The sequence below is a fragment of the Neotabrizicola sp. VNH66 genome, from assembly GCF_049445895.1.
Classification (GTDB): Bacteria; Pseudomonadota; Alphaproteobacteria; order Rhodobacterales; family Rhodobacteraceae; genus Pseudogemmobacter.
In genome coordinates this window covers 16,402-38,005 of record NZ_JBMSDW010000009.1, presented here as the reverse complement: position 1 = coordinate 38,005, position 21,604 = coordinate 16,402, and the positions used below count along the sequence as shown (strand labels likewise).

Below are 21,604 nucleotides of genomic sequence, written 5' to 3'. Positions count from 1 at the left end.
CACCCGTTCAAGAAAGACAGATCATGACCAAGATCCTGAAGATCCGCACCGGCTCCAAATACGAAGAGCATGGCAGCTACTCCCGCGTCGTGGCCGTGGGCGATACGATCTATGTGTCGAACACCGCGGGACGGAACCCGGACACCCAGCAAATTCCCGAAGACATCACCGAACAGACGCTGCAGGTCTTTGCCAATATCGAACGCGCGCTGGCCGCTGCGGGTGCCACTTTGGCCGATGTGGTCTTCTCGCGCGTGTTCATCCAGAACCCGGCGGATACCATGGCGGTGATGACGGTGGTGGGGCAGAAGTTCCGCGGCATCAACCCGGCCACCACGATCACCTGCCCGCCCCTCGGATCCGACATCTACAAGGTCGAGCTGGAGATGACCGCGCATCGCGGCGCATCGCAGGCCGAAACCGAAACCATCACCCTCTGACAGCGGAGAACCGACGTGGCGCCCGTGATCTCTCCCGTCCAGACCTCTGCCGACCCGCCTGCCGCCACAACCGTGGTGGTGATCGGCGCCGGGATCGTGGGCCTGTCCGCCGCCCTGACGCTGGCCGAGCGCGGCATTCCCGTGGTGGTTCTGGACAAGGGGCGGATCGCGGCGGAACAAAGCTCGCGCAATCTGGGCTGGATCCGCAAGACCAGCCGCGCGCCCGCCGATGTGCCGCTGGCGCAGGCCGCAGACCGGCTGTGGGCCGAAATGCCCGCCCGCACGGGCGAGGATGGCGGCTACCGGCAGGCGGGGATCATGTTCGTGGCCCGGACCGAGGCGCAGATGGCCTTTTACGAAGGCTGGGCGGCAAAGGTGGCCCCTCTGGACCTCGGCGCGCGCCTCTTGTCTCCGGCCGAGATTGACAGGCTGGTCCCCGGCGGTCAGGGCCGGTGGCAGGGCGGCATCCTCATGCCTTCGGACGGGAGGGCGGAGCCGACACTGGCCAGTTCCGCCATTGCCCGTGCGGCCCTCGCCCGCGGAGCTGTGATCGTGGAACATTGCGCCGTGCGCGGCCTGGTCATGGCGAATGGCAAGGTCGCGGGGGTCGCAACCGAACGGGGCGAGATCGCCTGCGATCAGGTGCTGCTGGCAGGCGGGCTGGGGAGCCGCCGGTTTCTGGGCAATCTGGGCGTGTTCCTGCCCACCCTGCCGCTGGTCTGTTCCGTCCTGCGCACCGCCCCGATGGAGGGGCCGACCGAGATTGCCGTGGGCGCGCCCGATTTCTCGTTCCGCAAGCGGCTGGATGGCGGGTTCACCATCACGCAGCGCGGAAGGCTGGATGCCCCCCTGACGCCGGACCACCTGCGCATCGGCCTGCGATACCTTGGCCAATTGCGGGCCAACCGGGGCGCCATGAGCATCGGCTTCGGCCGGGCGTTCTGGCGTGATCTGGCCATCCCGCGGCGCTGGACCAATGCGGATTTCACCCCGTTCGAGCGGGAGCGGATCACCGATCCCCTGCCGAACCATGCCCTGAATGCGGAAGCCCTGCGCAATCTGCGTGCCGCCTGGCCGGTGTTTCAGAGCGCGAAGGTGGCGCAAAGCTGGGCGGGCACCATTGATGTAACACCGGATTCCGATCCGGTGATCTCGGCCGTCGCACAGATTCCGGGGCTGACCCTCGCGACCGGCTTTTCAGGCCATGGCTTCGGCACCGGACCGGCGGCGGGACATCTGGCCGCCGATCTGATCAGCGGCCACACTCCGATCGTCGATCCCGCGCCCTACCGGTTGGACAGGTTCCGGGGCTGAGCGGATTGCTCCCGAAAAGAACGTGAATGATTACGTTCCCGTCTCTTTACCCTGTCGCCCCGGAGGTTTAGCCTGACGCTCAAAACTTCCGGGCCCAGCGCCCCGCAGGAGACCCATCTGTGAGCGCCGACGACATCCGCCACGCCAAGGAACACTGGCCCTTCTACTGGATCAGCCGGGTCAACGCCCGTTACGTGCAGGCGCTGGAACGGCGGCTGAAACCTCTTGGCATCGACGTGCCGAACTGGCGGGTGCTGATCTCGCTTTATGAAGAAGACTATCTTTCGATCTCGGAAATTGCCGAACTGTCCACCATGCGGCTGAACACCACGACCAAGGTGGTGCAGAGGATGATCCTGGACGGGCTGGTCACGACGCGGATCCGCCCGACCGACGGCCGGGTGACCGAGGCCTGCCTGACAGAAAAGGGTGACCGGCTGCGCGCCCTTGCCCTGGCCGAGGCGAAGGCCATCCATGACCTCAGCTTCGCGGATATCGACCCGGAGGAACGGGTCGCCTTGAACCGCACCCTTGCGCGGGTTTTCGGCCAGCTCAGCAAGCTGTAACGCATCGCCCCTTCAAGGAGATACTGTTCGGGCCGGTTTCATCCAACGCCGATGCGCGGACCCGATACCTGAGGTGGGCAGCTCCAGCTGCTCGCTGCACGTGTCGTGATCTCCAAGGCGCATGATCTGCAAGCCTTCGGCCATCGGCTGGCAGCTCTGGCCGAAAGGGGCCGTATCCCCGGCCGATGGCCGAGGTCGGGATTGCGGCCCTGTACGGGGAGGGCACCGCTCCGGAAGAGGGCGCTGTCCCGCGGCAATCGATACCGCCGGGCACGGCCCTTGACGAAATTGACCGCGCAGATTGGCCCCGCCCTGATCGGGGCAATCTGCACTGTCGCCCCTTTCCTCTGCCGGAAATCGGCTTGCAATCGCGCGTCAGGATCGCGCCGGCCGGACCGACGCGGACAGGCTGCCCCCTGCGCTATGTCGCGGGCTGCTGAAGAAAGCGGTCGCGCAGCAGATTCTTCTGCACCTTGCCCATGGTGTTGCGCGGCAGTTCCTCGACAAAGATCACGCTTTTGGGCTGCTTGAAGCGCGCCAGACGCGTCTCCAGCGCCTGAATGATCGCGGCCTCGGTCAGAACCGCGCTGCCTGTCGGCACCACCACCGCCGTCACCGCCTCGCCGAAATCCTTGTGCGGCAGGCCGATCACGGCAGACTCCAGAACACCCGGTATCTCGTCGATCTCGGCCTCCACCTCTTTCGGATAGACGTTGTAGCCACCGGTGATGATCAGGTCCTTGCCGCGCCCGACGATATGGACATAGCCCCGCTCGTCGATCCGCCCCAGATCGCCGGTGATGAAGAAACCATTGGCCCGCAACTCGGCCGCGGTCTTTTCCGGCATCCGCCAATATCCCTTGAAGACATTCGGACCGCGGACTTCGATCATGCCGATCTCACCCCGCGGCAGTTCCGCGCCGGTTTCGGGATCGGTCACGATCACCTCTGTTCCCGGCAGGGGCAGGCCCACAGTGCCCGCCACCCGCTCTCCCGCATAGGGGTTCGAGGTGTTCATATTGGTTTCCGTCATGCCATAGCGTTCCAGAATCGCATGGCCGGTACGCGCACGCCATTCACGATGGGTTTCCGCCAGCAGCGGAGCGGAGCCCGACACGAAAAGCCGCATGTTCGCGGTGGTTTCCGCATTCAGCATGTCGTCCTGCAACAGGCGGGTATAGAAGGTGGGCACCCCCATCAGAACGGTGGCGCGGGTCATCAGTTCAAAAATCCGGTCGATGTCGAATTTCGGCAGAAAGACCATCGAGGCGCCGGAAAACAGCGTGATGTTTGTCGCCACGAAGAGACCGTGGGTGTGAAAGATCGGCAGGGCGTGGATCAGCACATCGCGCGCGGTGTAACGCCATGCCTCGCGCAGGGCGAGCGCATTGGACACCAGATTGCCATGGGTCAGCATCGCCCCTTTCGAACGCCCGGTGGTGCCCGAGGTGTAAAGAAGCGCCGCCAGATCGTCCGCCGCGCGCGGCACGGTGGCGAAATCGGCGGGCGCGGCAGCGGCGGCCTCGGTCAGGGTGCCGGAACCTTGCGCATCCAGCGTCATCATCCGCGCCCCTGCCCGCTTCGCGGCCGCCGCCAGCTCCGGGGCACGGGCAGGATCGCAGACGAACAGCGCAGGTTCGGCATCGCCGATGAAATAGTCGATCTCGGCCGCTGTATATCCGGTGTTCAGCGGCAGGAAGACCCCGCCCGCCCGCACCGTGGCGAGATAAAGGATGATCGCCTCGACCGATTTTTCCACCTGCACCGCCACTCGGTCCCCCGGGGCAAGGCCAAGGGTCGCCAGCGCATTGGCCATCTGACCGGTGCGGCGGACCAGATCGGCATAGGTGATGCGATCTCCGGACAGGGTTTCGATGGCAGTGGCGCCCGGATCAGTGATCGAACGGGTCAGGATGTCGAACAGGTTCGCGGTCATGGAAAGCTCCTGCAAAGCGGAAGATCAGGATTTCGGACCGGGCAGCGCGGCTTTCACGCTGTCCGAGGCCACGACATGGCTGCGCTCGGCAAAGCCCTCGTGGTTCACCTCGATCTGGCCGAGGTCATAGAGATAGTTCACCATCAGCCCGTGCGACTGTTTCAGCCCGTTGGCCGAGACATCGCCCATGAAGTTCAGCCGCTCCAGCCGGGCGCCATTGCCCAGATGAAACCGCGCCACCGGATCAGGCACCCGCCGCGCCTTGTCGCGGGCGCGCAGGAAATAGGTGGCGGCGGCGGCCAGCAGCGGCGCGCGCAACGCCTCGGTCGTGGCGGCGTCCTCATGCCAGCCAGGCCGGTCCAACGCCGCAAAGGCAAGGCGCTGATCGGGGGTGATCAGATCGGACGCCTCATCCTTGCGCTGCACGGCCAGCCACGCCGCAAAACCCGGCACCGGCGACAAGGTGACGAAGGTCTTGATATTGGGGCATTCGGCCTTCAGTTCCTCGACCACTTGCTTGATCAGGAAGTTGCCGAACGAGACGCCCGCCAACCCCTTCTGGGTGTTGGAGATGGAATAGAACACCGCCGTATCCGCCTCTTCGGCACGGATCGGTTTGCGTGACAGATCCAGCAGGCCGGCCACATTGTCGGGGATGGCGCGAGTCAGCGCGACCTCGACAAAGATCAGAGGCTCATCAACCAGTTGCGGGTGGAAAAAGCCATAGCAGCGCCGGTCGGTCGGCTGCAGCCGGTTGCGCAGATCGTCCCAGTTCCGGATCGCATGGACCGCCTCATAGCGGATGATCTTTTCCAGAATGCTGGCCGGGGTGTTCCAGTCGATATGGCGCAGCCCCAGAAAGCCGCGGTTGAACCACGAGCCGAACAGATGGGCGAAGTCGCTGTCAACGCGGCGCAGACCGGGCTGGTCGCGCAGATGGCGCAGCAGGTCTTCGCGCATCCTGACCAGCGCCGCCGTACCGCCCGGCGCCAGATTCAGCCGCCGCAACAATTCCTGCCTGCGCGGCTCGGCCGCGGCATGCAGGGCCTCCATCGCCTCGGCCGAGTCCGGAGCCTTCTGCAAGGTGGCGAGGGCGGCTTTCACCGCCTTCGCATCAGGGCCGAAATCATCGGCAAGCGCCTGCAGCAAGGCCAGCCGCGCCGCCGGATCGGCATCCTCATAGGCCGCCAGCAGCGCCCGGGCGATCACGACGCCCGAAGCCTCGCCGCGACGCGACAGCAGCCGTTCGCCCAGTTCCGACAGATCCGGAGCGGGCAGCGCCCCGGGTTCGGAACCGTCGCGCCAGCCCAGCAGGCGGCGGCCGCGTTCGGTCAGGCTTTCGAACAGATCGCCCATGAAACCGGGGCGGCGCGGGGGGTGTTCGGTCTTGGACATGACGGACCTCAGGTCGGGCGGGAGGGTGCCGGGATCAACCCGGCACCAGAACGAAGATGATCCACAGCACGACGGGCGCGACCAGCGTCACCAGCGCACCATAGTTCAAGAGCTTGCGGAAGAAGGCCTGCTTGTCGACACCATGGGCATTGGCCAGCACCAGCGCGCCGTTGGTCGAGAAGGGGCTGACATCCACGATGGTCGAGGCAACGGCCATGCCGGCAATGAAGCCGATGGCACTGACACCGTTTTCGCCCTGAAGAAAGGGCACCGCCAGCGGGATCAGCGACCCAAGCACCGCCGTCGACGAGGCAAAGGCCGAGACCACCGCGCCGATGAAGAACAGCATCAGCGCCGCCAGCAGAGGCGAGGCCATGCCCGCCACACTGTCGCCGACAAAGTCGATGGTGCCCATACCCTCCAGCACGGCGACATAGGTGGACACGCCAGTGATCAGCATGATCTCCGGCCAGGCCACCTGCGCCATGGCCCGCTTCTGCATCGTGGGTGCACAGAGCGCCAGACCGAGACCGATGGTCAGCGAGACAAAGCCGATATCCAGTTTGAACGCCAGAACCAGCACCGCCAGCAGCGCCAGCGCGGCAAGCGTCAAAAGCTGGTAGAGGTTGCCATCCGTATGGTTGCCCTCCTCGACCTCGGCCACCAGCCCGTTCGGGCTGCCGCTGGCCTCTGCGCCAATACGGCGGCTCAGCGCCTCGGCCTCACTGTCGCCAAAGATCTGCGGGCCGGTGGCGGGGCGCGCGATCTCGATATGCGGCACCTTGACCGGCTCGCTCCGCTCCATGCGCATCTGCATCAGCTTGCGCCCGCCCAGCACCATGAACAGGATCAGCGCCACGGCCGCGTTCACCGCAAAGCTGGCGGCAAAGGTTGTCATCGGGCTCAGCGGCAGGCCCGCCTTGGCCACGACACCATTGGTGATCCCGCCATAGATGCTGATCGGGGAAAAGCCGCCCGCCTGCGCCCCGTGGACCACCATGAGACCCATCAACAGCGGGGAAATATGGTAGCGGAAGGCAAAGCCGAGCGCGATCGGCGCGACGATGGCCACGGCCCCGGGGCTGACCGCGCCGACCGAGGTCAGCAGTGCCGAGATGATGAACATGATCCATGGGATCGCACCGATGCGCCCCTTCACGCCGCGCACGGCCATGCGTACCAGCCAGTCGATGGTGCCGTTGTTCTGCGCCAGCGCGAACAGCCAGGTGATGCCCACCAGCGTCAGGAACAGCCCCCCGGGGAAGCCTGCGATGATGTCCTTGGTGGTCTGCGCCGCCAGCAGCGTGCCGACAAGAAAGGCGCCGACGAAGGCCAGCACCCCCATGTTGATCGGCCAGATGGTTGCGACAACGAACATCGCAACGAGCGCGTAGATTGAAATCAGATGTGGTGTCATGCGTGGCTCCTCTCCCTGCATTCCGCCGATTGGCCGTTATCTCCGGCCCTCGCATCGCACCGCCCTCCCCAGGCGGGACGAATCCCTCAATGCTGTTATACGCATATTCAGTCATGATGTATATAACATACTGCCGCATGGATATTCCATCTCAGAGCCGCTAGGCTACTTGCCGATGGAAGGAGGGGCCGATGCGCACGATTCCCAATGCCCTGCGGATCAGGAACGCCCTTGAAAACGCAATCTTCGAAGGGATTTACGCCCCGGGCCAGCAGATCGACCCCGAGGCGCTGGAACGCGAGTTCGATTGTTCGCGCACGCCGATCCGCGAAGCGCTGTTCCAGCTGGAATCCTCGGGCCTTGTGCGGGTGATGCCCAAGCGCGGCACTTTCGTCTCCTCCTGGACCGCGGCGGAACTGGCCGAAAGGTTTGAGGCCATGGCCGAAACCGAAGCCAGCTGCGGCCGTCTGGCTGCGCGGCGCATCACCGAGGCCGAGATGCAGGCATTTGAAAAGATCCACAGCGAATGCAATGCCTTGGCCGCGGCAGGCGACACTGACGGCTATTACCGCCACAATTCGCTGTTTCATCACTGCATCTACCGCGCCACCCACAATGCCTTTCTGGAGCAGGAAGCAGCGCGCCTGCATGCGATGCTGCAACCCTACCGCCGGATGCAGCTTCGGGTGCGCGGTCGCCTGTCGCGCTCTTTCACGGAACATGATGCGGTCGTCGCGGCCATCCGCGCCGGAGACGGTGAGGCCGCGGCCGCGGCCCTGCGCGATCATGTCATCGTCCAAGGGGACCGGTTCCACGATCTGTTGTCCGCGCTGCGGCAGGGCGGAACGGCCATGGGGAACTGAAGCACGGGGCACACCCAGCGCCCGCCTTCCGGTTGTCTTCGCGGCAAAAGCACCTGTTCGCCACTTGGCTGCCCTGAAGTCACAGGTCAGCGCGATCTGATCAGGAGACCGTTCTGGCCTGCGAAGCCTTGGCCACAAAGCGGATCTGATTGCAGGCCGATGAACGCTTCCGGAACCAGCGCGGCCGCACCTTTCGAGCAGCCTTGCCAGCGCGGTGAACCGGGTCCGGCCGTTGCCATTGCCAGGGGCGCTATCGTGAAGCTTGGAAATGCGCCGCGGGCGGGTTTAAGGTCAGTGGCCGCTCACCCGGGCTTTCGCAAGCCGCACCCCCGAGCCACAGAAAGTTACCATCGTCGACCGCCCCCAGCTGGGACGTCTGATCAACAAACCGGGGCGGTTGTCCGCGGCCTATGGCATCTGGGCGCTTCGCCATTCATTGACCAGCAAATCCCTGAACCGTGCGGCGGCCGGCGACAGCCGCGCCCCGCGCCGTTCGACCAGCCCGATGCTGCGGGTGACCACAGGTTCTTCCAGCACGATGGTCGCGATCAGCGGATGCTCCCGTTGCGGGGTCGCCAGTTGCGGCAGGACGGACATGCCCAGACCGGCTTCGACCAGACCCAGCGAGGTGGACAGGTGGTTGACCTCATAGAACCAGTTCAGCGCCGGACGGGTATCGGCGGCGGCCAGGGCCTGATCCAGCACGGCGCGGTTGCCCGATGTCTTGGAAACGCCGATCAGCGGGTGCCCTTCCAGCGCAGCCCATGGCAGCGAGGTCCGGTCGGCAAAGGGGTGGTCGCGGCGGCAGGCCAGCACGAACGGGTCCTCCATCAGCGGGGTGAAGATCAGGTCATCCCGGGTCGCCCCGGTGATGTTGATGCCGAATTCCACCTCGCCATTGGCGACGGCATCCAGACCCTCATTGGCGGACAAGTCCATGATCCGAAAACGGATTTCCGGGTATCTGGCGTGAAAGGCCTGCACCACGCGCGGCAGGAAGTAAAAGGCCGCTGTCGGCACCGAAGCCAGCCGGACCTGCGTGCGGTGCCGGCCACCCAGATCGGAAATCGACAGGATCGATTCCTCGAATTCATCCACCAGACGGCGCATCAGCGGCATCATCTCGCGCCCGACCTGTGTCGGCCCCACCCGCCGGGTGGTGCGTTCGATCAGCTGCGCGCCGACCGCTTCCTCCAGCGCCTTGATCCGCCGCGACAGCGCCGGAGGTGACAGGTTCAGGAGCTTCGCCGCCTCGTGGAACGAGGACAGTTCCAGAACAGCCAGAAAAGCTTTCAGGTCCAGAAATTCAAAATTATTCCTCATAACGGAATAATGGCTACATTCTTTGCAATTCACAACAGAGTCTTTTCCCGGCATTCCGGTGGCAGAGGGCAGGCCCAAGCGGCGGCCCGTTCGGCGGCCGCGCCGCCTGAGGGAAGACATGATGGATGATCTGCAGCGCATACCGTGCGTCCTGATGAGGGGCGGCACGTCCAAGGGGCCGTTTTTTCTGCGCAGCGACCTGCCCGCGGATACGGCGCAGCGGGATGCCCTGCTGCTGGAGATCATGGGCTCGGGCCATCCGTTGCAGATCGACGGCATCGGCGGTGGCAACCCGCTCAGCTCGAAGGTGGCCATCATCGGTCCGGCAACGCGTGAGGGGGCTGATGTCGACTATCTTTTCGCCCAGGTGAAGGTTGAAGAACGCCTTGTCGACACGGCGCCGAACTGCGGCAACATGCTGTCGGCAGTGGGCGCCTTCGCAATTGAACAGGGGTTGGTGACGGCGGCGGCACCGGAAACCCGCATCCGCATCCACAATGTGAACACCGGTAAGATCATCGAATCGCGCCTGCAGACCCCCGGGGGAGAGCTGCGCTATCAGGGCGATACGGTCATTGACGGCGTGCCGGGCACCGCTGCCCCGGTCTATCTGGCCTTTCTGGAAGCGATCGGGGCCAAAACGGGCCGCCTGTTGCCGTCGGGAGCCCCGCAGGAGGTCATCCAGGGCGTCCCCGTGTCCCTGATAGACGGGGCGACGCCGATCATGATTGCCCGGGCCGAGACCTTTGGCCTGACCGGGTCCGAAGCGGCATGGGAGCTGGATCGCAACCTTGACTTCATGACCCGGCTGGAAGCGCTGCGCATCGAGGCCGGGCTGCGCATGGGGCTGGGCGATGTGCGCGAATCCGTGCTGCCGAAGCCCGTATTGATCGGCACGCCGCAGGCGGGTGGAGATCTGGCGGTGCGTTATTTCACGCCAGCCAGCTGCCATACGTCACTGGCCACGACCGGTGCGGTTTCGGTCGCCATAGCAGCCACCCTGCCGGACAGCATCGTCGGCATTTCGCTGCCCGGCCTGACATTGCCCGCAGATCTGCGCCTTGAGCATCCCTCCGGCCAGATGGCCGTGCGGATTGATCGCAACGCCGCCACGGGCGAGCCCGTGGTCTTCGTGACCCGCACCTGCCGCAGATTGTTCGAAGGGGCGGTTCTGGTGCGCAGAAGAAATTGAAGAAGCCCGCGCAGGACACTGGACCGGCGCGCGCAAGCCTGAATGGTATCACCGAGGGAGGAACAACCATGCTGAAACTGAATCGCCGTGCCATGATGGCATTGGGCGCCGCTGCGCTGACGCTGCCGGGGCTGCCCGCTGTCGCGCAGGACTACCCGTCCAAACCCGTCACACTGGTCGTGTCCTATGCTGCCGGCGGCGGCACGGATGCCATCGCCCGAGTCTTTGCCGCACGGCTGGAAAAGGCGCTGAACGGTCGGGTCATCGTCGAGAACCGGCCCGGCGCCGCGGCCAATATCGGCACCGAAGTTGTCGCCGCTGCGGACCCCGATGGCTATACGCTTCTGGTCGGCAATCAGGGCCCGATGGTGGTGAACCCGCATATCTTCAACCTGAAATATGACCCGGCCGAAGCGCTGGACCCGATCGCCATGATCGCGGATGCGTCGCTGGTTGTTGTGGTCGGCCCCCGTCTGCCGGTCAAAACCATGGGTGAATTTCTGGAAAAGGCCAAAGCGGGCGAGCTGGTCTATGGCTCTGCCGGCAATGCCTCGGCCAGCCATGTGGCGACCCTGCTTCTGGGCCAGACCGCGGATATCAAGCTGAAGCATGTGCCCTACAAGGGGGCAGGTCCTGCGGTGAACGATCTGGTGGGCGGTCACATCGACTTCATGGTCACCACGATCCCGTCGGTGATCGGACTGGTCAGCGATGGCACGCTGACCGCACTTGCCGTAACCGGGGCCGAACGCTTCCCCGAACTGCCCGAGGTTCCGACGGTCGCAGAATCCGGCCTTCCCGCCTATACCGCTTCGGCATGGTATGGCCTCCTCGGGCCGAAGGGACTGCCGCAGGATGTGCGCGACAAGCTGGCAGCCGCCACCGCGGAAACCCTGGCCGATCCGGAGTTTGTCGCCAAGCTGAAGAATGACGGCGGCGTGCCCTCGACCCTGACCGGGCAAGCCTTTGCCGATTTCATGGCCGCCGAGCGCCTTCGCTGGGGCGATGTGGTCAAAGCCGCCGACATCAAGGTGGAGTGATCCAGATGACCCACGAGGCAACATCCAGCCCGCCGCCAAAACCCATCATCGGCCGAGAACGGATGGCCGGGATGTGCCTTGTGGCCTTCGGGTTCTTCGCCCTCTATGCCAGCGCCGAGCTGCCCTTCTTCACTGCGGGAGGGGTTGGCTCGGGCCTGTTGCCGCGGTCGCTGTCGGTCCTGATCATCCTGCTCGGCGGCCTGCAGCTTCTGCTGACGTGGAAGCAGCCGCCGGAATCCACCGGGCGCTGGCCCATCCTTGACATGGTGCCCGTGCTGATCGGCATCTTCCTGTTTGCCATCACCATACGGGGCTTCGATTTCGGGGCGTTCAAGGTGCCGGTGCTGGGGCTTGCCGTCGCGACGCCCCTGTCGATTTTCTGTTCCGGTCTGGCCGCCAAGGATGCGCGCCTGATCGAGCTTTTGATCTTCGCCCTGGTCCTGTCTGCAATCTGCGTCGGACTGTTCCGTTACGCGCTGGGGCTGTCCCTGCCCGTCGCGCCATGGCTGATCGGATACTGATATGCTGGATATCCTTCAGAATCTGGGGCTTGGCTTCGCCGTTGCCCTGACGCTCAACAATATCTTCTTCTGTTTCGTCGGCTGCCTGATCGGCACGCTGGTGGGCGTGCTGCCCGGCGTCGGCCCGGTGGCGACCATCTCGATCCTGCTGCCGGTCACGCTGGCGCTGGACCCGACCGGCGCGCTGATCATGCTGGCGGGCATCTACTACGGGGCTCAATACGGCGGCTCCACCACCGCCATTCTGGTCAATATCCCGGGCGAGGCGACGGCCGTCGTCACCGCGATCGACGGGCATGAGATGGCCCGGAAGGGACAGGCGGGGCTGGCTCTCGGGCTAGCGGCCATCGGGTCCTTCATCGCGGGCACCTTCGCCACCATCGTGATCGCGGCGCTTGGCGTGCCGATGACGAAACTGGGGCTGCTCTTCGGTCCGGCGGAGTATTTCTCGCTGATGATCATGGGGCTGGTCTTCGCCGTGGTCCTTGCCCATGGCTCGCTGACCAAGGCCGTGGCGATGATCATCGCCGGGGTCCTGCTGTCCTGCGTCGGCGCCGACATGGAAACCGGGCGCGAGCGGATGACCTTCGGCCTGCACATGCTGACCGACGGGATCGAATTCGTCGTGCTGGCCATGGGCATCTTCGGCTTTGGCGAGATCTTCAAGAACATCGCCGATCCGGAAAAGCGCGATGTGGTGCGCGGCTCCATCGGGCGGCTCTGGCCCTCGCTGCGGGAGTTGCGCGAAAACATGGGGGCCATCCTGCGCGGCACCGGCGTGGGGTCGATCCTCGGGGTGCTGCCCGGCAACGGCGCAATCCTCGGCCCCTTTGCCAGCTATGCGATGGAAAAGCGGATCTCGAAGCGGCCGCAGGATTTCGGCACCGGGGTGCCGCAGGCGGTGGCCGGGCCGGAATCCGCAAACAATGCCGGCGCGCAGACCAGCTTCATTCCGCTGCTGACGCTGGGCCTGCCGCCCAATGCCGTGATGGCGCTGATGGTCGGTGCCATGATGATCCAGGGCATCGTCCCCGGCCCGCAGGTGATCGAGCGCAACCCGGAACTGTTCTGGGGCCTGATCGCCAGCATGTGGATCGGCAACCTGATGCTGGTCATCATCAACCTGCCGCTGATCGGCCTGTGGGTAAAGCTGCTGCAGGTACCCTATCGCCTGCTGTTCCCGGCCATCGTCGCCTTCTGCTGCATCGGCCTGTTCTCGATCTCGAACGATCCGGCGCAGGTGATGATGGCGGGGCTGATGGGACTGTTGGGCTTTGCGCTCTGGAAGCTGCAGTTCGAGGCCGCCCCGCTGGCGCTTGGCTTCGTGCTGGGCCGCCTTCTGGAAGAAAAGCTGCGGCAGGCGCTGATCATCTCGGACGGCAGCATGATGACCTTCGTCAGTTCGCCGCTGTCCGCCGCATTGCTGGGGATCGGTGCCTTTGCCCTGCTGATCGCAGTCCTGCCGACGATCCGCAAATCCCGGGATGACGTGTTCAAGGATGCCTGAGACATCCGAAACCACCAAAGAGGCCCCGCAACAGCGGGGCCTTTGCATTTTCAGCCGATGGCACGCACTGGCCGGCGCGTTCGCATTTTGATCTGCCCTGTTTCGGGGACGCGAAGACATGATCGTGACCAAGGCGCTGGTCCGCGGACAGGGCGCGACGGAAGTTCAGCCGCGCGGTCAAGGCCAAGGCCGTCCAGCCTGTGACGGATCGGGGCGCGGCGGTGGCGCAACTCGCGCCTGCCAGCCCCCCGGGATTGCAACGAGGCCGCGGCCGCCCGTTTCAATCCCACCTGATACGCCGCCAAGAAGGCCAGGCTGATGCAGCGCCCTTCCGCGTGGCGGCACCGCAACTTTGAACCCGGGAAAAAGCGCCCAAGGCTGCAGAGGGTTTGGGGCATTCAGAACCGATGACCCGCTTCCGTCGCGACGTTTGGACCGCACCTTTAGTAAAACCCGGCACAAGAGCCCCCGGCCAGATTATGAACTTCGCCGCCTCGCGCGGTGCCGATCATATTAATCTTCGGCCGAGGCAACGGCGCTGCAAAAGCTGGGTTCGGCGGGCCCCGTTTGACGCGCATCCATCGACGGCAAGGACACAGCATGCAGCACGACCCTATCGGAGGGCCAATGGATCCGGGGCATGAGGATCGTGCAACCCGCAGGATGGCCCCGATCCAGCGCGCCGACGTCTTTGTCATACAGGCGGATTTTGTGACCCCCTATCGGGTGACCGAAGGGCTGCTGGTCAGCACCCGGGCGATCATGCTGCGGCTGACCGATTCAGAGGGGGTCGAGGGCTGGGGCGAGGCAAACCCATCCAAGACTTTCACCGGCGAATCCATCGAGGATGCGGTGGAGGCCTTGCGCGGGCAGATCTGCCCGCAGTTCTTGCCACGCCAGATCCCGATCCGGGGCTGGTTGATGCGCAGCTGGATGCGGTGCTCGACCGGCAGTTCTGCGCCAAGGGCGCGGTCAGCATGGCGCTGTGGGACATTCTGGGCAAACGGCTGGGCGCCCCGGTCTCAACCCTTCTGGGCGGGGCGTTGCGCCGGCAGATCGCGGTGCTCTGGCCGCTGAGCAGCGGCACCGCCGATGAGGATATGCAGGTGATCGACACCCGCGCCGCGCAGGGGTTTTCGCATTTCATGCTGAAGATGGGCTCTGCCCCCGTGGCAGAGGATATCGCCCGGGTCACCGCACTGGAAAAACGCTACGGGCGCAGCATCCGCCTGATTGCCGATGCCAATCAGGGTTGGGGACACGAGGATGCCCTGACCTTCCTGCGCGGGGTGGCGGGATCAAGCCTTGAATTCATCGAACAGCCGCTGGTTCGCGATGACATCGCGGGCATGGCGGCGCTGGCCGCCGAAAGCGCTGTGCCGATCTCGGCCGATGAGGCGGTGATCGGCCTGACACAGGCTGCGCAACTGGCGCAGGCAGGCGCGGCGCGCGTCTTCAGCCTGAAATCCAGCAAGAACGGCGGGCCGCTGCGGGCACAGAAGATCGCCGCCCTGGCCGAGGGCTTCGGGATCCAATGCTACATGAACTCGATGCATGAATTTGGCATCACGCAGATGGCGTCATTCCAGCATGCCGCGACGATCCGCAACCTCTTCGATTTCGGCCATGCCTTCATGTCCACCCTGCGCCTGGCCGAGGATCCGACGGATTTCTCCACGCTGATCGACAAGGCCGTGATCACCCTGCCCGACCGGCCCGGCATGGGTCTGGAGGTCGATGCCGATCACGTCGCGGCCATGGCGCAGGGCTCATTCGGCATGATCCGTTAGGCGGGCCGGGTGCGCGGGGTCGAAACCACGGGCGGGCGGGTGGCCGGGCAGCGGGTCGGCGGGGTCTGGCGCTTTCTGTGCCTGCGTTATGGTGAGGATACCGGTGGGTTTCGCCGGTTCCACGCCCCGCAGGCGGCGCGGCCCCGGGCCGGGCTGTATCAGGCCGTCAGCCCCGGACCCTCAGCCCCGCAGGCGAAGGTGCCCCAGAACACGGACCCGTTCTTCGCCTGGTATTCGGCGATCGGCGCGGTGTCGGAGGATTGCCTGTTCCTGAACCTCTACACGCCCGCCCTGACCGGCAAGCGGCCCGTGCTGGTCTGGCTGCATGGCGGCGGCTGGACCAGTTACAGCGGCACGGCCCCCGGCTTCGACGGCAGCAGGCTGGCGGCGCATGAGGATGTGGTTGTCGTCACGCTGAACCATCGCCTTGGCGTCTTCGGTCATCTTGCTTTTCCTGACCAGCCGCAATTCGCGGATTCGGGCAATGCCGGGCTTCTGGACATCGTGCTGGCCCTGGAATGGCTGCGGGACAATATCGCTGCCTTCGGCGGAGACCCCGGTTGCGTCACCCTGATCGGCCAGTCCGGCGGCGGGGCCAAGGTGGCGGCGCTGATGGCCATGCCTGCCGCGCGGGGCCTGTTCCACCGCGCCGCCCTGCACAGCATCGGAAGCGCCTTGACAGTGGCGGAACCGGATGAGGCGGCATTGGTCGCCCGGGGCCTGGGCGCGGCACTGGGGATGGACCGGCTGGACCCCGTCACGCTTCAATCCCTTCCCATGGAGCGCCTGATCGCCGCCTCGGCCAAGGCGCCACCGGCACGGGCGATGCTTGACGGACGGCACCTGAGCACCCATCCCTTCGATGGCCAGGCCCCTGCGCAGGCTGCCGGTATCCCGCTGCTGATCGGCTGCACGAATACCGAATGCAGCTATTATCTGCGCGACGATCCGGCGAATTTCACCATGGACATCGCGACGGCCCGGCGCAGGCTGGAGCGGTTTCTGGACCTGCCGCCGCGGCGGGTGGCTATGATCCTTGATGCCTGTCGCGCCGCAACGCCGGGTCTCTCCCCTTCGGATCTCCTGATCTTGGCCGCGTCGGAACAGATGTTCAAACGGCCGGCCCATGCGGTTGCCGCGCTGCAATCGGCTTCGGCACGCGCGCCGGTCTTTGTCTGGCAATTCGATTGGGAAAGCCCGGTCGAGGGCGGGCGGATGCGCGGACCGCATACCGTTGAACTGCCGTTCCTGTTCGGGAGCACCGCAGCCGCAGCCGCCTGCGTCGGCAAAGGGTCGCCCCGCATGGAGCGGTTGATGATGGCCAGCTGGGCCGCCTTCGCCCGGACCGGCCGTCCGCAAACGATACTGACTCCGGACTGGCACCCCTATGATGCGGCTGATCGCTGGACGATGCATCTGAACGATGCCCCGCATCTGGACCGCGACCCGGCCGATGGACCGCGGGCGCTGCTCTCAGACCTGCCTTTCTACCGATATGGCCAATCCATGGCCACACTGGCCCGGGACTGACCCGCGACCGGGGCTGCCCACTTTCTGTGCATTATAATCTGGGGGAATGAACTTATGCCGATTTCACGTTGCAACACCCCGGCACGGCCCCGTATTCTTGCATCCATCCCGCAAGTTTCCCCGGCCCAGTCCGGGCCGTTCTCGGACGCGACAGACATGGACGACAAGACACTCAAATCGGGCGCGGTCGAGTTCACGCCGCGAGAGATCGAGTTTTTCGCCTCTGTCATGCTGCATGGCACGACGACCAAGGCCGCCGATGCCCTGGACGTGACCCAGCCGGCGGTCAGCAAGACGCTGCAGCTGCTGGCCGAAAAGGCGGGGTTCCAGCTGTTCCGCAAAAGCCGCCAGCGTCTGGTGCCGACGCCAGAGGCGCATATGCTGTTCGCCGAGGTGCAGCGGGTGTTCGAATCCGCCCGCGCCATCAGCCGCGCGGCGCAGGAAATCCGCGAATTGCGCAGCGGGCGGCTGAACATCAGCGCCCTGCCCGCCTTCGGCCTGACGCTGCTTCCCCAGCTGGTGGCAGAGTTCGCCCGTCAGCATCCGACCGTGTCGATCGCAATGGATATCCGCAGTTCCAGCACCGTGATCCAGCGCGCCAGCCGCAACCAGCTGGACATCGGCATTGCGGCGACAGTGGCAGAAGAGGTGCCCTCGGTCGCGCGGCGGGCGCTGATCAACACCGAGCCGGTCTGCGTGATGCCGGCCGGCCACCCGCTTGCGCGGCGCGACATCGTCACGCCCGAAGATCTGCACGGGATGGATTTCGTCTCGATGGGCTCGGGCGATCCGATGCGGCGCCAGCTGGATGCGCTGTGCGAGGCACGGGGCGTGCGCCGGCAACAAAAGGTCGAGGTGGCCCTGTCCAGCGCCTGCCTCAGTCTTGTCGCGGCGGGCGCTGGCGTGGCGCTGGTGGACCGGCTTTCGGCCTGGATGGCCCGCGACAAGGGCGTGGTCATCCGCCGCTTCCAGCCGGTGCTGGACCTGAAGCTCAGCGTCTACCGGCCTTGGGGCATCATCGCCTCGACCGCCTCGGACGCGTTCCACGATTTCCTGATCCACAGCGCCCGCGCCTATATGCGCGAGGTGGATGAGGGGATCGAAGGGCTGATGGCGGCCTGAACGCCGCCGCCAAGCAACTAGCGCAGGGCAAGATTGTCAAACAGACGGTCGATATCGGCCTCGTCATTGTAGACATGGGGCGAGACGCGCATCTTCGTGCCGCGCAGGGTGACATGCACGCCCGCAACCTTCAGCCGCGGCCCGGCATCGGGGGCCAGACGCTCCCCCATCTCAAGGATCGCGATATGCGGGATGGGGTTCGCGGGCCGGACGGCAAGCCCGCGCCCCTCGGCCCTGTCCCAGATCAGGCGGTTCAGCCAATCCAGCCGCTGGGCCACCGCCGGGAGCCCCCAGCCCAGCAGAAGTTTCAGCGCGGCAATCGTGGCGGGCAGCGTGGCGAAGTCGGACCTCTGGCCCATATCGAAGCGCCGGGCCCCCGCCATGAAGCCGGGCTTGTTGACAAGGTAAAAATCCGGCTTTTCACCGCCGATGCGGTTCCACGAATGATGCTCCAGCGTGACGCCCGCCTCGTGCCAGCGCTTGTCGGCGTAAAGGAAGGCCTGCCGGTAGGGTCCCAGCAGGAATTTATAGGTCGCGAAGGCCAGAAAATCAGGCCGCACCCGCGTTACATCGAAGGGCAGCGCCCCCACCCATTGGGTGCCATCGACCACGAGGCAGGCCCCAGCGGCCCGCGCGGCTTCGGCGACCGCTTCAAGGTCCAGCAAGATGCCCTCGAACCAGTGGACCAAAGACCCTGCTACGACAGCAACCGGGAAGGGCGAGGATTGGATCGCCGCGATCAGCGCCGCCGTCCAGTCGCCATCGACCGGCTTCGGCGCCACCACGACATGGGCACCGGCCTTCTCGGCCAGTTCGTACCAGACGTAGCGGTGTGAGGTATGTTCGTTCTCCATCATCACGATGGCAGAACCCGCAGGCACCGGCACATTCGCGGCGGCGATGGACATGCCATAGCTGGTCGCCGCGGTCAGGGCGATGTCTTCTGCATCAGCCCCGATCATCGCGGCGGCCAGCCTCCGCACCTCTTCGACCTCGTCATAAAAGGCGCCGATGGTCATCTCCCAGGGACGCGCCTTGATCCAGGCGGCCTGCGCCCCGGCCTCGGCGGCGGCCAGAGGGATCGGCGACAGATAGGCGGCATCCAGATAGGCCACCTCGGGCGGCAGGGCGAACAGGGCGCGCTGGCAGGGAAGGCTGGGGGTCATAGCGGAAACTCCACGCTTTGGCCAAGGCCCTGCTGGCGGGCGGTGGCATAAAGGAAATTGGCCAGTTCGATGTCCTGCGCCGGTACCCCCAGCGAGCGGTAGAGGGTGATCTCTTCGCTGCTTTGGCGGCCCGGCGCGCTGCCTTCCAGTGCCGCCCCGATCTCGCCACGCAGATGGGTCTGGGTGATGGCGCCGGTGGCGATGGCCTCAACCAGCTCACCTGCGGCGGTCAGCGCCATGGGCATGTAATCCACCCAGATCGAGGCGCGCTGGACGCAGGCCAGGTCCAGCTCGCGGCAGGAGGGCACGCTCGCCCCCACGGCGTTGACATGAATGCCCGCGGGCAGCCAGTCCCCCGACAGGACCGGCGTGGCCGAGGAGGTGACCGTGCACAGGATATCGGCCCCCGCGACGGCTTCTGCCGCCGTGGCAAAGGCCTGTGCATCATAGCCCGCCGCACGTTGTTTTTCGGCGAAGGCCCGGGCCGTGGCCAGGTCACGCCCCCAGATCCGCAGCTTCCGGATCGGGCGGATGCGCGAGATGGTGGCGATGTGGCGCCGGGCCTGCTCGCCATAGCCCAACAGCGTCATGGTGCTGCTGTCGGGCCGCGACAGGGCGCGCGTCGCCACGGCCGAGGCGGCGGCCGTCCGCCAGCCCGTCAACTCTCCCCCGTCGATCAGCCCGACAGGGCGGCCGTGGGTCTTTTCGAACAGAACGACCACGCCGCGATGCGATCCATGGCCATGGGCGAAATTGTCGGGGAAGACCGACAGGACCTTGGCGCCGAACAGCGGCTGGTCGGCCAGATCGGCATACATCATCGACAGGCAACTGCCCGCCGCCCCCGGCAGGGGCAACGTGCGCCGGACATCCTGCCGCGCGACCCCGTTCGAGGTTTTTCGCAGCGCCGCCTCGGCGCAGGCGAAGGCGGCGTCAAGGCTCATCAACCGCTCGATCACCTTCCGATCCAGAAGCAGGAAGGGTGAGAGCTCGGCTTGCGTCTGCGGCATCGTCGGTCCTGTCGCTATCGGGCTTGGTCCTTGAAAAGGCTAGCATCGCCGCCCCATGCCGCGGGGGGCAAAATTGATAACCTGACAGCGGCAGCAGCGCGGACGGGGGCATGTCCTGTCCCGTAGGCCAGCCGAGTTCATAACTTTTGGCCACAACTCCCGCCCGCCCGGCGCAATTGATCGGCCCGACAGCGGCTGAGATATTTCTCCACAGCGGACCGCCCTTTTCCGGGCCCCGCATCTGGGGGTCCGCGGCGCCGTGCCGGGGCGGATTTGAATGACCGGCGAACGGTGAAAGCGGAGGAACGGGAATGCAGGTGGTGGTCGTCGGCTCGGGGATCGTGGGCAGCTCTGTCGCTTATGAATGTGCCAAGGCAGGGGCCAAGGTCACAGTGCTGGAAGCGGGCCGGGTTGCCGGGGCAACCTCGTCCATCAGCTTTGCCTGGACCAATGCCACGACCAAGTTCCCGCGCGCCTATTATGACCTGAACGTCGCCGGCATGCGCGCCCATCTGGAATTGCGCCGCGACTTTGGCACCACCCCCTGGCTGAAGCAGACCGGCAGCGTCGAATGGCGCAACCGGGCCGAGGATCAGGCCGCCTATCTGGAGAATTTCCGCCAGATGAAGGAATGGGGCTACGGCGTCGAATGGCTCAGCCGCAAGGCCCTGGCCGAGATGGAGCCCGATGTGAACCTGGCAGGGATCGCGGATTTTCCGATCTCGTATTTCCCGGAAGAGGGCTGGGTCGATCCCGCGCTTTACTGTGCCTGGCTGCTGCGGGCGGCCAAGGCGCGGTTCGGCGCCGAGGTGCATGAATTCGCCCGCGTCACCGCGATCGAGACCCGGGGCGGCAAGGTCCGGCAGGTGCGAACGGCCGAGGGCGGCAGCTTTCCTGCCGATGCGGTCATCAACTGCACCGGGGGCTGGGCCGATGCGACGCTGGGCGATGCATGCGGGATCCCGCTGGCCTCGACCATCGGCATCCTCGGCTTCACCCCGCCCGTCGCCATGACGCTGCGCAGCCAGCTGCATGCCGATGACATGGACCTCCGCCCCGATGGCGCGGGCCGGATCATGATCCACAAGATCTCGGTCGATCAGACGTTGCAGGAGCCCGAACCGCTGGCGCCCGACAGCGCCCAGGGTCTGGCCCTGCTGGCCGCCGCACGCGAGGTTCTGCCAGCGCTGGAGGCGGTGGATCTGGAGGCGATCCGCACCACCGTCCGCCCCTTCCCGGCAGATGGCTACACCTGTGCCGGCGCCATGCCCGGGATCGAGGGGCATTACATGGCGGTCACCCACAGCGGCGTTACGATCTCGCCCTATCTGGGCCGGGCCGTTGCGGATGAGGTGGTCCGGGGCGAAGACCATGCCGATCTCGACTCGTTCCGCCCGCAGCGGTTTTTCCAGAACACGCCTTCGGCCGCCGAGCGGACCGACGCCTGACCCCTTCTCCTCTGATCAGTGAAA

Annotated in this window: 18 protein-coding genes; 12 read left to right on the top strand and 6 right to left on the bottom strand. The window is 65.6% G+C overall.

The window, feature by feature from the left end:
- The first annotated feature begins 23 nt into the window (after nucleotides 1-23).
- The 3 genes from ACO2Q5_RS14050 (at nucleotide 24) to ACO2Q5_RS14040 (ending at nucleotide 2,320) form a co-directional block, all read left to right on the top strand.
- Entirely contained in the window at nucleotides 24-440 is a 417-nt protein-coding gene (locus ACO2Q5_RS14050; RefSeq protein ID WP_423292079.1) for a Rid family hydrolase, read from the top strand.
- A 15-nt stretch (nucleotides 441-455) separates the two neighbouring features.
- Nucleotides 456-1,754, top strand: coding sequence for an NAD(P)/FAD-dependent oxidoreductase (locus ACO2Q5_RS14045; protein WP_423292078.1), 1,299 nt, complete (start codon nucleotides 456-458; stop codon nucleotides 1,752-1,754).
- A 119-nt stretch (nucleotides 1,755-1,873) separates the two neighbouring features.
- Entirely contained in the window at nucleotides 1,874-2,320 is a 447-nt protein-coding gene (locus tag ACO2Q5_RS14040) for a MarR family winged helix-turn-helix transcriptional regulator (RefSeq protein WP_423292076.1), read from the top strand.
- A 421-nt stretch (nucleotides 2,321-2,741) separates the two neighbouring features.
- On the opposite strand, the gene ACO2Q5_RS14035 is transcribed toward ACO2Q5_RS14040, so the two are convergent.
- From ACO2Q5_RS14035 to ACO2Q5_RS14025, 3 genes are read right to left on the bottom strand one after another with little or no spacing between them, the layout of a single operon-like run.
- Entirely contained in the window at nucleotides 2,742-4,256 is a 1,515-nt protein-coding gene (locus ACO2Q5_RS14035) for a malonate--CoA ligase (RefSeq protein ID WP_423292074.1), read from the bottom strand.
- Nucleotides 4,257-4,280: 24 nt separating this feature from the next.
- On the bottom strand, nucleotides 4,281-5,651 hold the full coding sequence (locus tag ACO2Q5_RS14030; RefSeq protein ID WP_423292072.1) for a malonyl-CoA decarboxylase: 1,371 nt from the start codon (nucleotides 5,649-5,651) through the stop codon (nucleotides 4,281-4,283).
- Nucleotides 5,652-5,685: 34 nt separating this feature from the next.
- Nucleotides 5,686-7,068, bottom strand: coding sequence for an SLC13 family permease (locus ACO2Q5_RS14025; protein ID WP_423292070.1), 1,383 nt, complete (start codon nucleotides 7,066-7,068; stop codon nucleotides 5,686-5,688).
- Between the two features lie 191 nt (nucleotides 7,069-7,259).
- Here ACO2Q5_RS14025 and ACO2Q5_RS14020 point away from each other — a divergent pair, with 191 nt between their 5' ends.
- On the top strand, nucleotides 7,260-7,931 hold the full coding sequence (locus tag ACO2Q5_RS14020; protein WP_423292068.1) for a GntR family transcriptional regulator: 672 nt from the start codon (nucleotides 7,260-7,262) through the stop codon (nucleotides 7,929-7,931).
- A gap of 408 nt (nucleotides 7,932-8,339) precedes the next feature.
- Here ACO2Q5_RS14020 and ACO2Q5_RS14015 read toward each other — a convergent pair whose 3' ends face one another.
- Complete coding sequence (locus ACO2Q5_RS14015; protein WP_423292066.1) at nucleotides 8,340-9,254, bottom strand: LysR family transcriptional regulator; 915 nt, start codon at nucleotides 9,252-9,254, stop codon at nucleotides 8,340-8,342.
- A gap of 118 nt (nucleotides 9,255-9,372) precedes the next feature.
- On the opposite strand from ACO2Q5_RS14015, the gene ACO2Q5_RS14010 reads away from it, so the two are divergent.
- The 7 genes from ACO2Q5_RS14010 to ACO2Q5_RS13980 all read left to right on the top strand — a co-directional run bounded on the left by ACO2Q5_RS14010 (nucleotide 9,373) and on the right by ACO2Q5_RS13980 (nucleotide 17,956).
- A complete protein-coding gene (locus ACO2Q5_RS14010) occupies nucleotides 9,373-10,446 on the top strand; it encodes a 4-oxalomesaconate tautomerase (RefSeq protein ID WP_423292064.1) in 1,074 nt (357 codons plus the stop codon).
- Nucleotides 10,447-10,514: 68 nt separating this feature from the next.
- Nucleotides 10,515-11,486 (top strand): Bug family tripartite tricarboxylate transporter substrate binding protein, encoded by a 972-nt coding sequence (locus ACO2Q5_RS14005; protein ID WP_423292062.1) that lies wholly within the window; start codon nucleotides 10,515-10,517, stop codon nucleotides 11,484-11,486.
- A 5-nt stretch (nucleotides 11,487-11,491) separates the two neighbouring features.
- Nucleotides 11,492-12,007 carry a tripartite tricarboxylate transporter TctB family protein gene (locus tag ACO2Q5_RS14000; protein WP_423292060.1) on the top strand — a complete coding sequence of 172 codons (516 nt, stop codon included), beginning with the start codon at nucleotides 11,492-11,494 and terminating at the stop codon, nucleotides 12,005-12,007.
- Between the two features lies 1 nt (nucleotide 12,008).
- Nucleotides 12,009-13,514, top strand: coding sequence for a tripartite tricarboxylate transporter permease (locus tag ACO2Q5_RS13995; RefSeq protein WP_423292058.1), 1,506 nt, complete (start codon nucleotides 12,009-12,011; stop codon nucleotides 13,512-13,514).
- 938 nt (nucleotides 13,515-14,452) lie between these two features.
- Nucleotides 14,453-15,304 carry an enolase C-terminal domain-like protein gene (locus ACO2Q5_RS13990; protein ID WP_423292056.1) on the top strand — a complete coding sequence of 284 codons (852 nt, stop codon included), beginning with the start codon at nucleotides 14,453-14,455 and terminating at the stop codon, nucleotides 15,302-15,304.
- Nucleotides 15,305-15,313: 9 nt separating this feature from the next.
- Nucleotides 15,314-16,834 (top strand): carboxylesterase/lipase family protein, encoded by a 1,521-nt coding sequence (locus ACO2Q5_RS13985; RefSeq protein ID WP_423292054.1) that lies wholly within the window; start codon nucleotides 15,314-15,316, stop codon nucleotides 16,832-16,834.
- A 156-nt stretch (nucleotides 16,835-16,990) separates the two neighbouring features.
- Nucleotides 16,991-17,956 (top strand): LysR substrate-binding domain-containing protein, encoded by a 966-nt coding sequence (locus ACO2Q5_RS13980; RefSeq protein WP_423292052.1) that lies wholly within the window; start codon nucleotides 16,991-16,993, stop codon nucleotides 17,954-17,956.
- 17 nt (nucleotides 17,957-17,973) lie between these two features.
- Here the strand turns inward: ACO2Q5_RS13980 and ACO2Q5_RS13975 are convergent, their stop codons facing one another.
- Together ACO2Q5_RS13975 and ACO2Q5_RS13970 are read right to left on the bottom strand one after the other, a co-directional pair.
- Nucleotides 17,974-19,122, bottom strand: a complete 1,149-nt coding sequence (locus ACO2Q5_RS13975) for an aminotransferase class V-fold PLP-dependent enzyme (protein WP_423292050.1) — start codon at nucleotides 19,120-19,122, stop codon at nucleotides 17,974-17,976.
- Nucleotides 19,119-20,132, bottom strand: coding sequence for an ornithine cyclodeaminase family protein (locus ACO2Q5_RS13970; RefSeq protein WP_423292048.1), 1,014 nt, complete (start codon nucleotides 20,130-20,132; stop codon nucleotides 19,119-19,121). The genes ACO2Q5_RS13975 and ACO2Q5_RS13970 overlap by 4 nt, the downstream gene beginning before the upstream one ends.
- A gap of 311 nt (nucleotides 20,133-20,443) precedes the next feature.
- Between ACO2Q5_RS13970 and ACO2Q5_RS13965 the strand changes: the two genes are divergently transcribed.
- On the top strand, nucleotides 20,444-21,580 hold the full coding sequence (locus tag ACO2Q5_RS13965; protein ID WP_423292046.1) for an NAD(P)/FAD-dependent oxidoreductase: 1,137 nt from the start codon (nucleotides 20,444-20,446) through the stop codon (nucleotides 21,578-21,580).
- The last annotated feature ends 24 nt before the right edge of the window (nucleotides 21,581-21,604 follow it).

Bases quoted from the DNA above. Each gene is read 5' to 3' on its own strand.
- ACO2Q5_RS13980 (WP_423292052.1), top strand. From the start codon at position 16,991: ATGGACGACAAGACACTCAAATCGGGCGCGGTCGAGTTCACGCCGCGA.
- ACO2Q5_RS14005 (WP_423292062.1), top strand. From the start codon at position 10,515: ATGCTGAAACTGAATCGCCGTGCCATGATGGCATTGGGCGCCGCTGCG.
- ACO2Q5_RS13965 (WP_423292046.1), top strand. From the start codon at position 20,444: ATGCAGGTGGTGGTCGTCGGCTCGGGGATCGTGGGCAGCTCTGTCGCT.
- ACO2Q5_RS14000 (WP_423292060.1), top strand. From the start codon at position 11,492: ATGACCCACGAGGCAACATCCAGCCCGCCGCCAAAACCCATCATCGGC.
- ACO2Q5_RS13970 (WP_423292048.1), bottom strand. From the start codon at position 20,132: ATGCCGCAGACGCAAGCCGAGCTCTCACCCTTCCTGCTTCTGGATCGG.
- ACO2Q5_RS14030 (WP_423292072.1), bottom strand. From the start codon at position 5,651: ATGTCCAAGACCGAACACCCCCCGCGCCGCCCCGGTTTCATGGGCGAT.
- ACO2Q5_RS14015 (WP_423292066.1), bottom strand. From the start codon at position 9,254: ATGAGGAATAATTTTGAATTTCTGGACCTGAAAGCTTTTCTGGCTGTT.
- ACO2Q5_RS14050 (WP_423292079.1), top strand. From the start codon at position 24: ATGACCAAGATCCTGAAGATCCGCACCGGCTCCAAATACGAAGAGCAT.
- ACO2Q5_RS13975 (WP_423292050.1), bottom strand. From the start codon at position 19,122: ATGACCCCCAGCCTTCCCTGCCAGCGCGCCCTGTTCGCCCTGCCGCCC.
- ACO2Q5_RS14035 (WP_423292074.1), bottom strand. From the start codon at position 4,256: ATGACCGCGAACCTGTTCGACATCCTGACCCGTTCGATCACTGATCCG.
- ACO2Q5_RS14010 (WP_423292064.1), top strand. From the start codon at position 9,373: ATGATGGATGATCTGCAGCGCATACCGTGCGTCCTGATGAGGGGCGGC.
- ACO2Q5_RS14025 (WP_423292070.1), bottom strand. From the start codon at position 7,068: ATGACACCACATCTGATTTCAATCTACGCGCTCGTTGCGATGTTCGTT.
- ACO2Q5_RS14020 (WP_423292068.1), top strand. From the start codon at position 7,260: ATGCGCACGATTCCCAATGCCCTGCGGATCAGGAACGCCCTTGAAAAC.
- ACO2Q5_RS13995 (WP_423292058.1), top strand. From the start codon at position 12,009: ATGCTGGATATCCTTCAGAATCTGGGGCTTGGCTTCGCCGTTGCCCTG.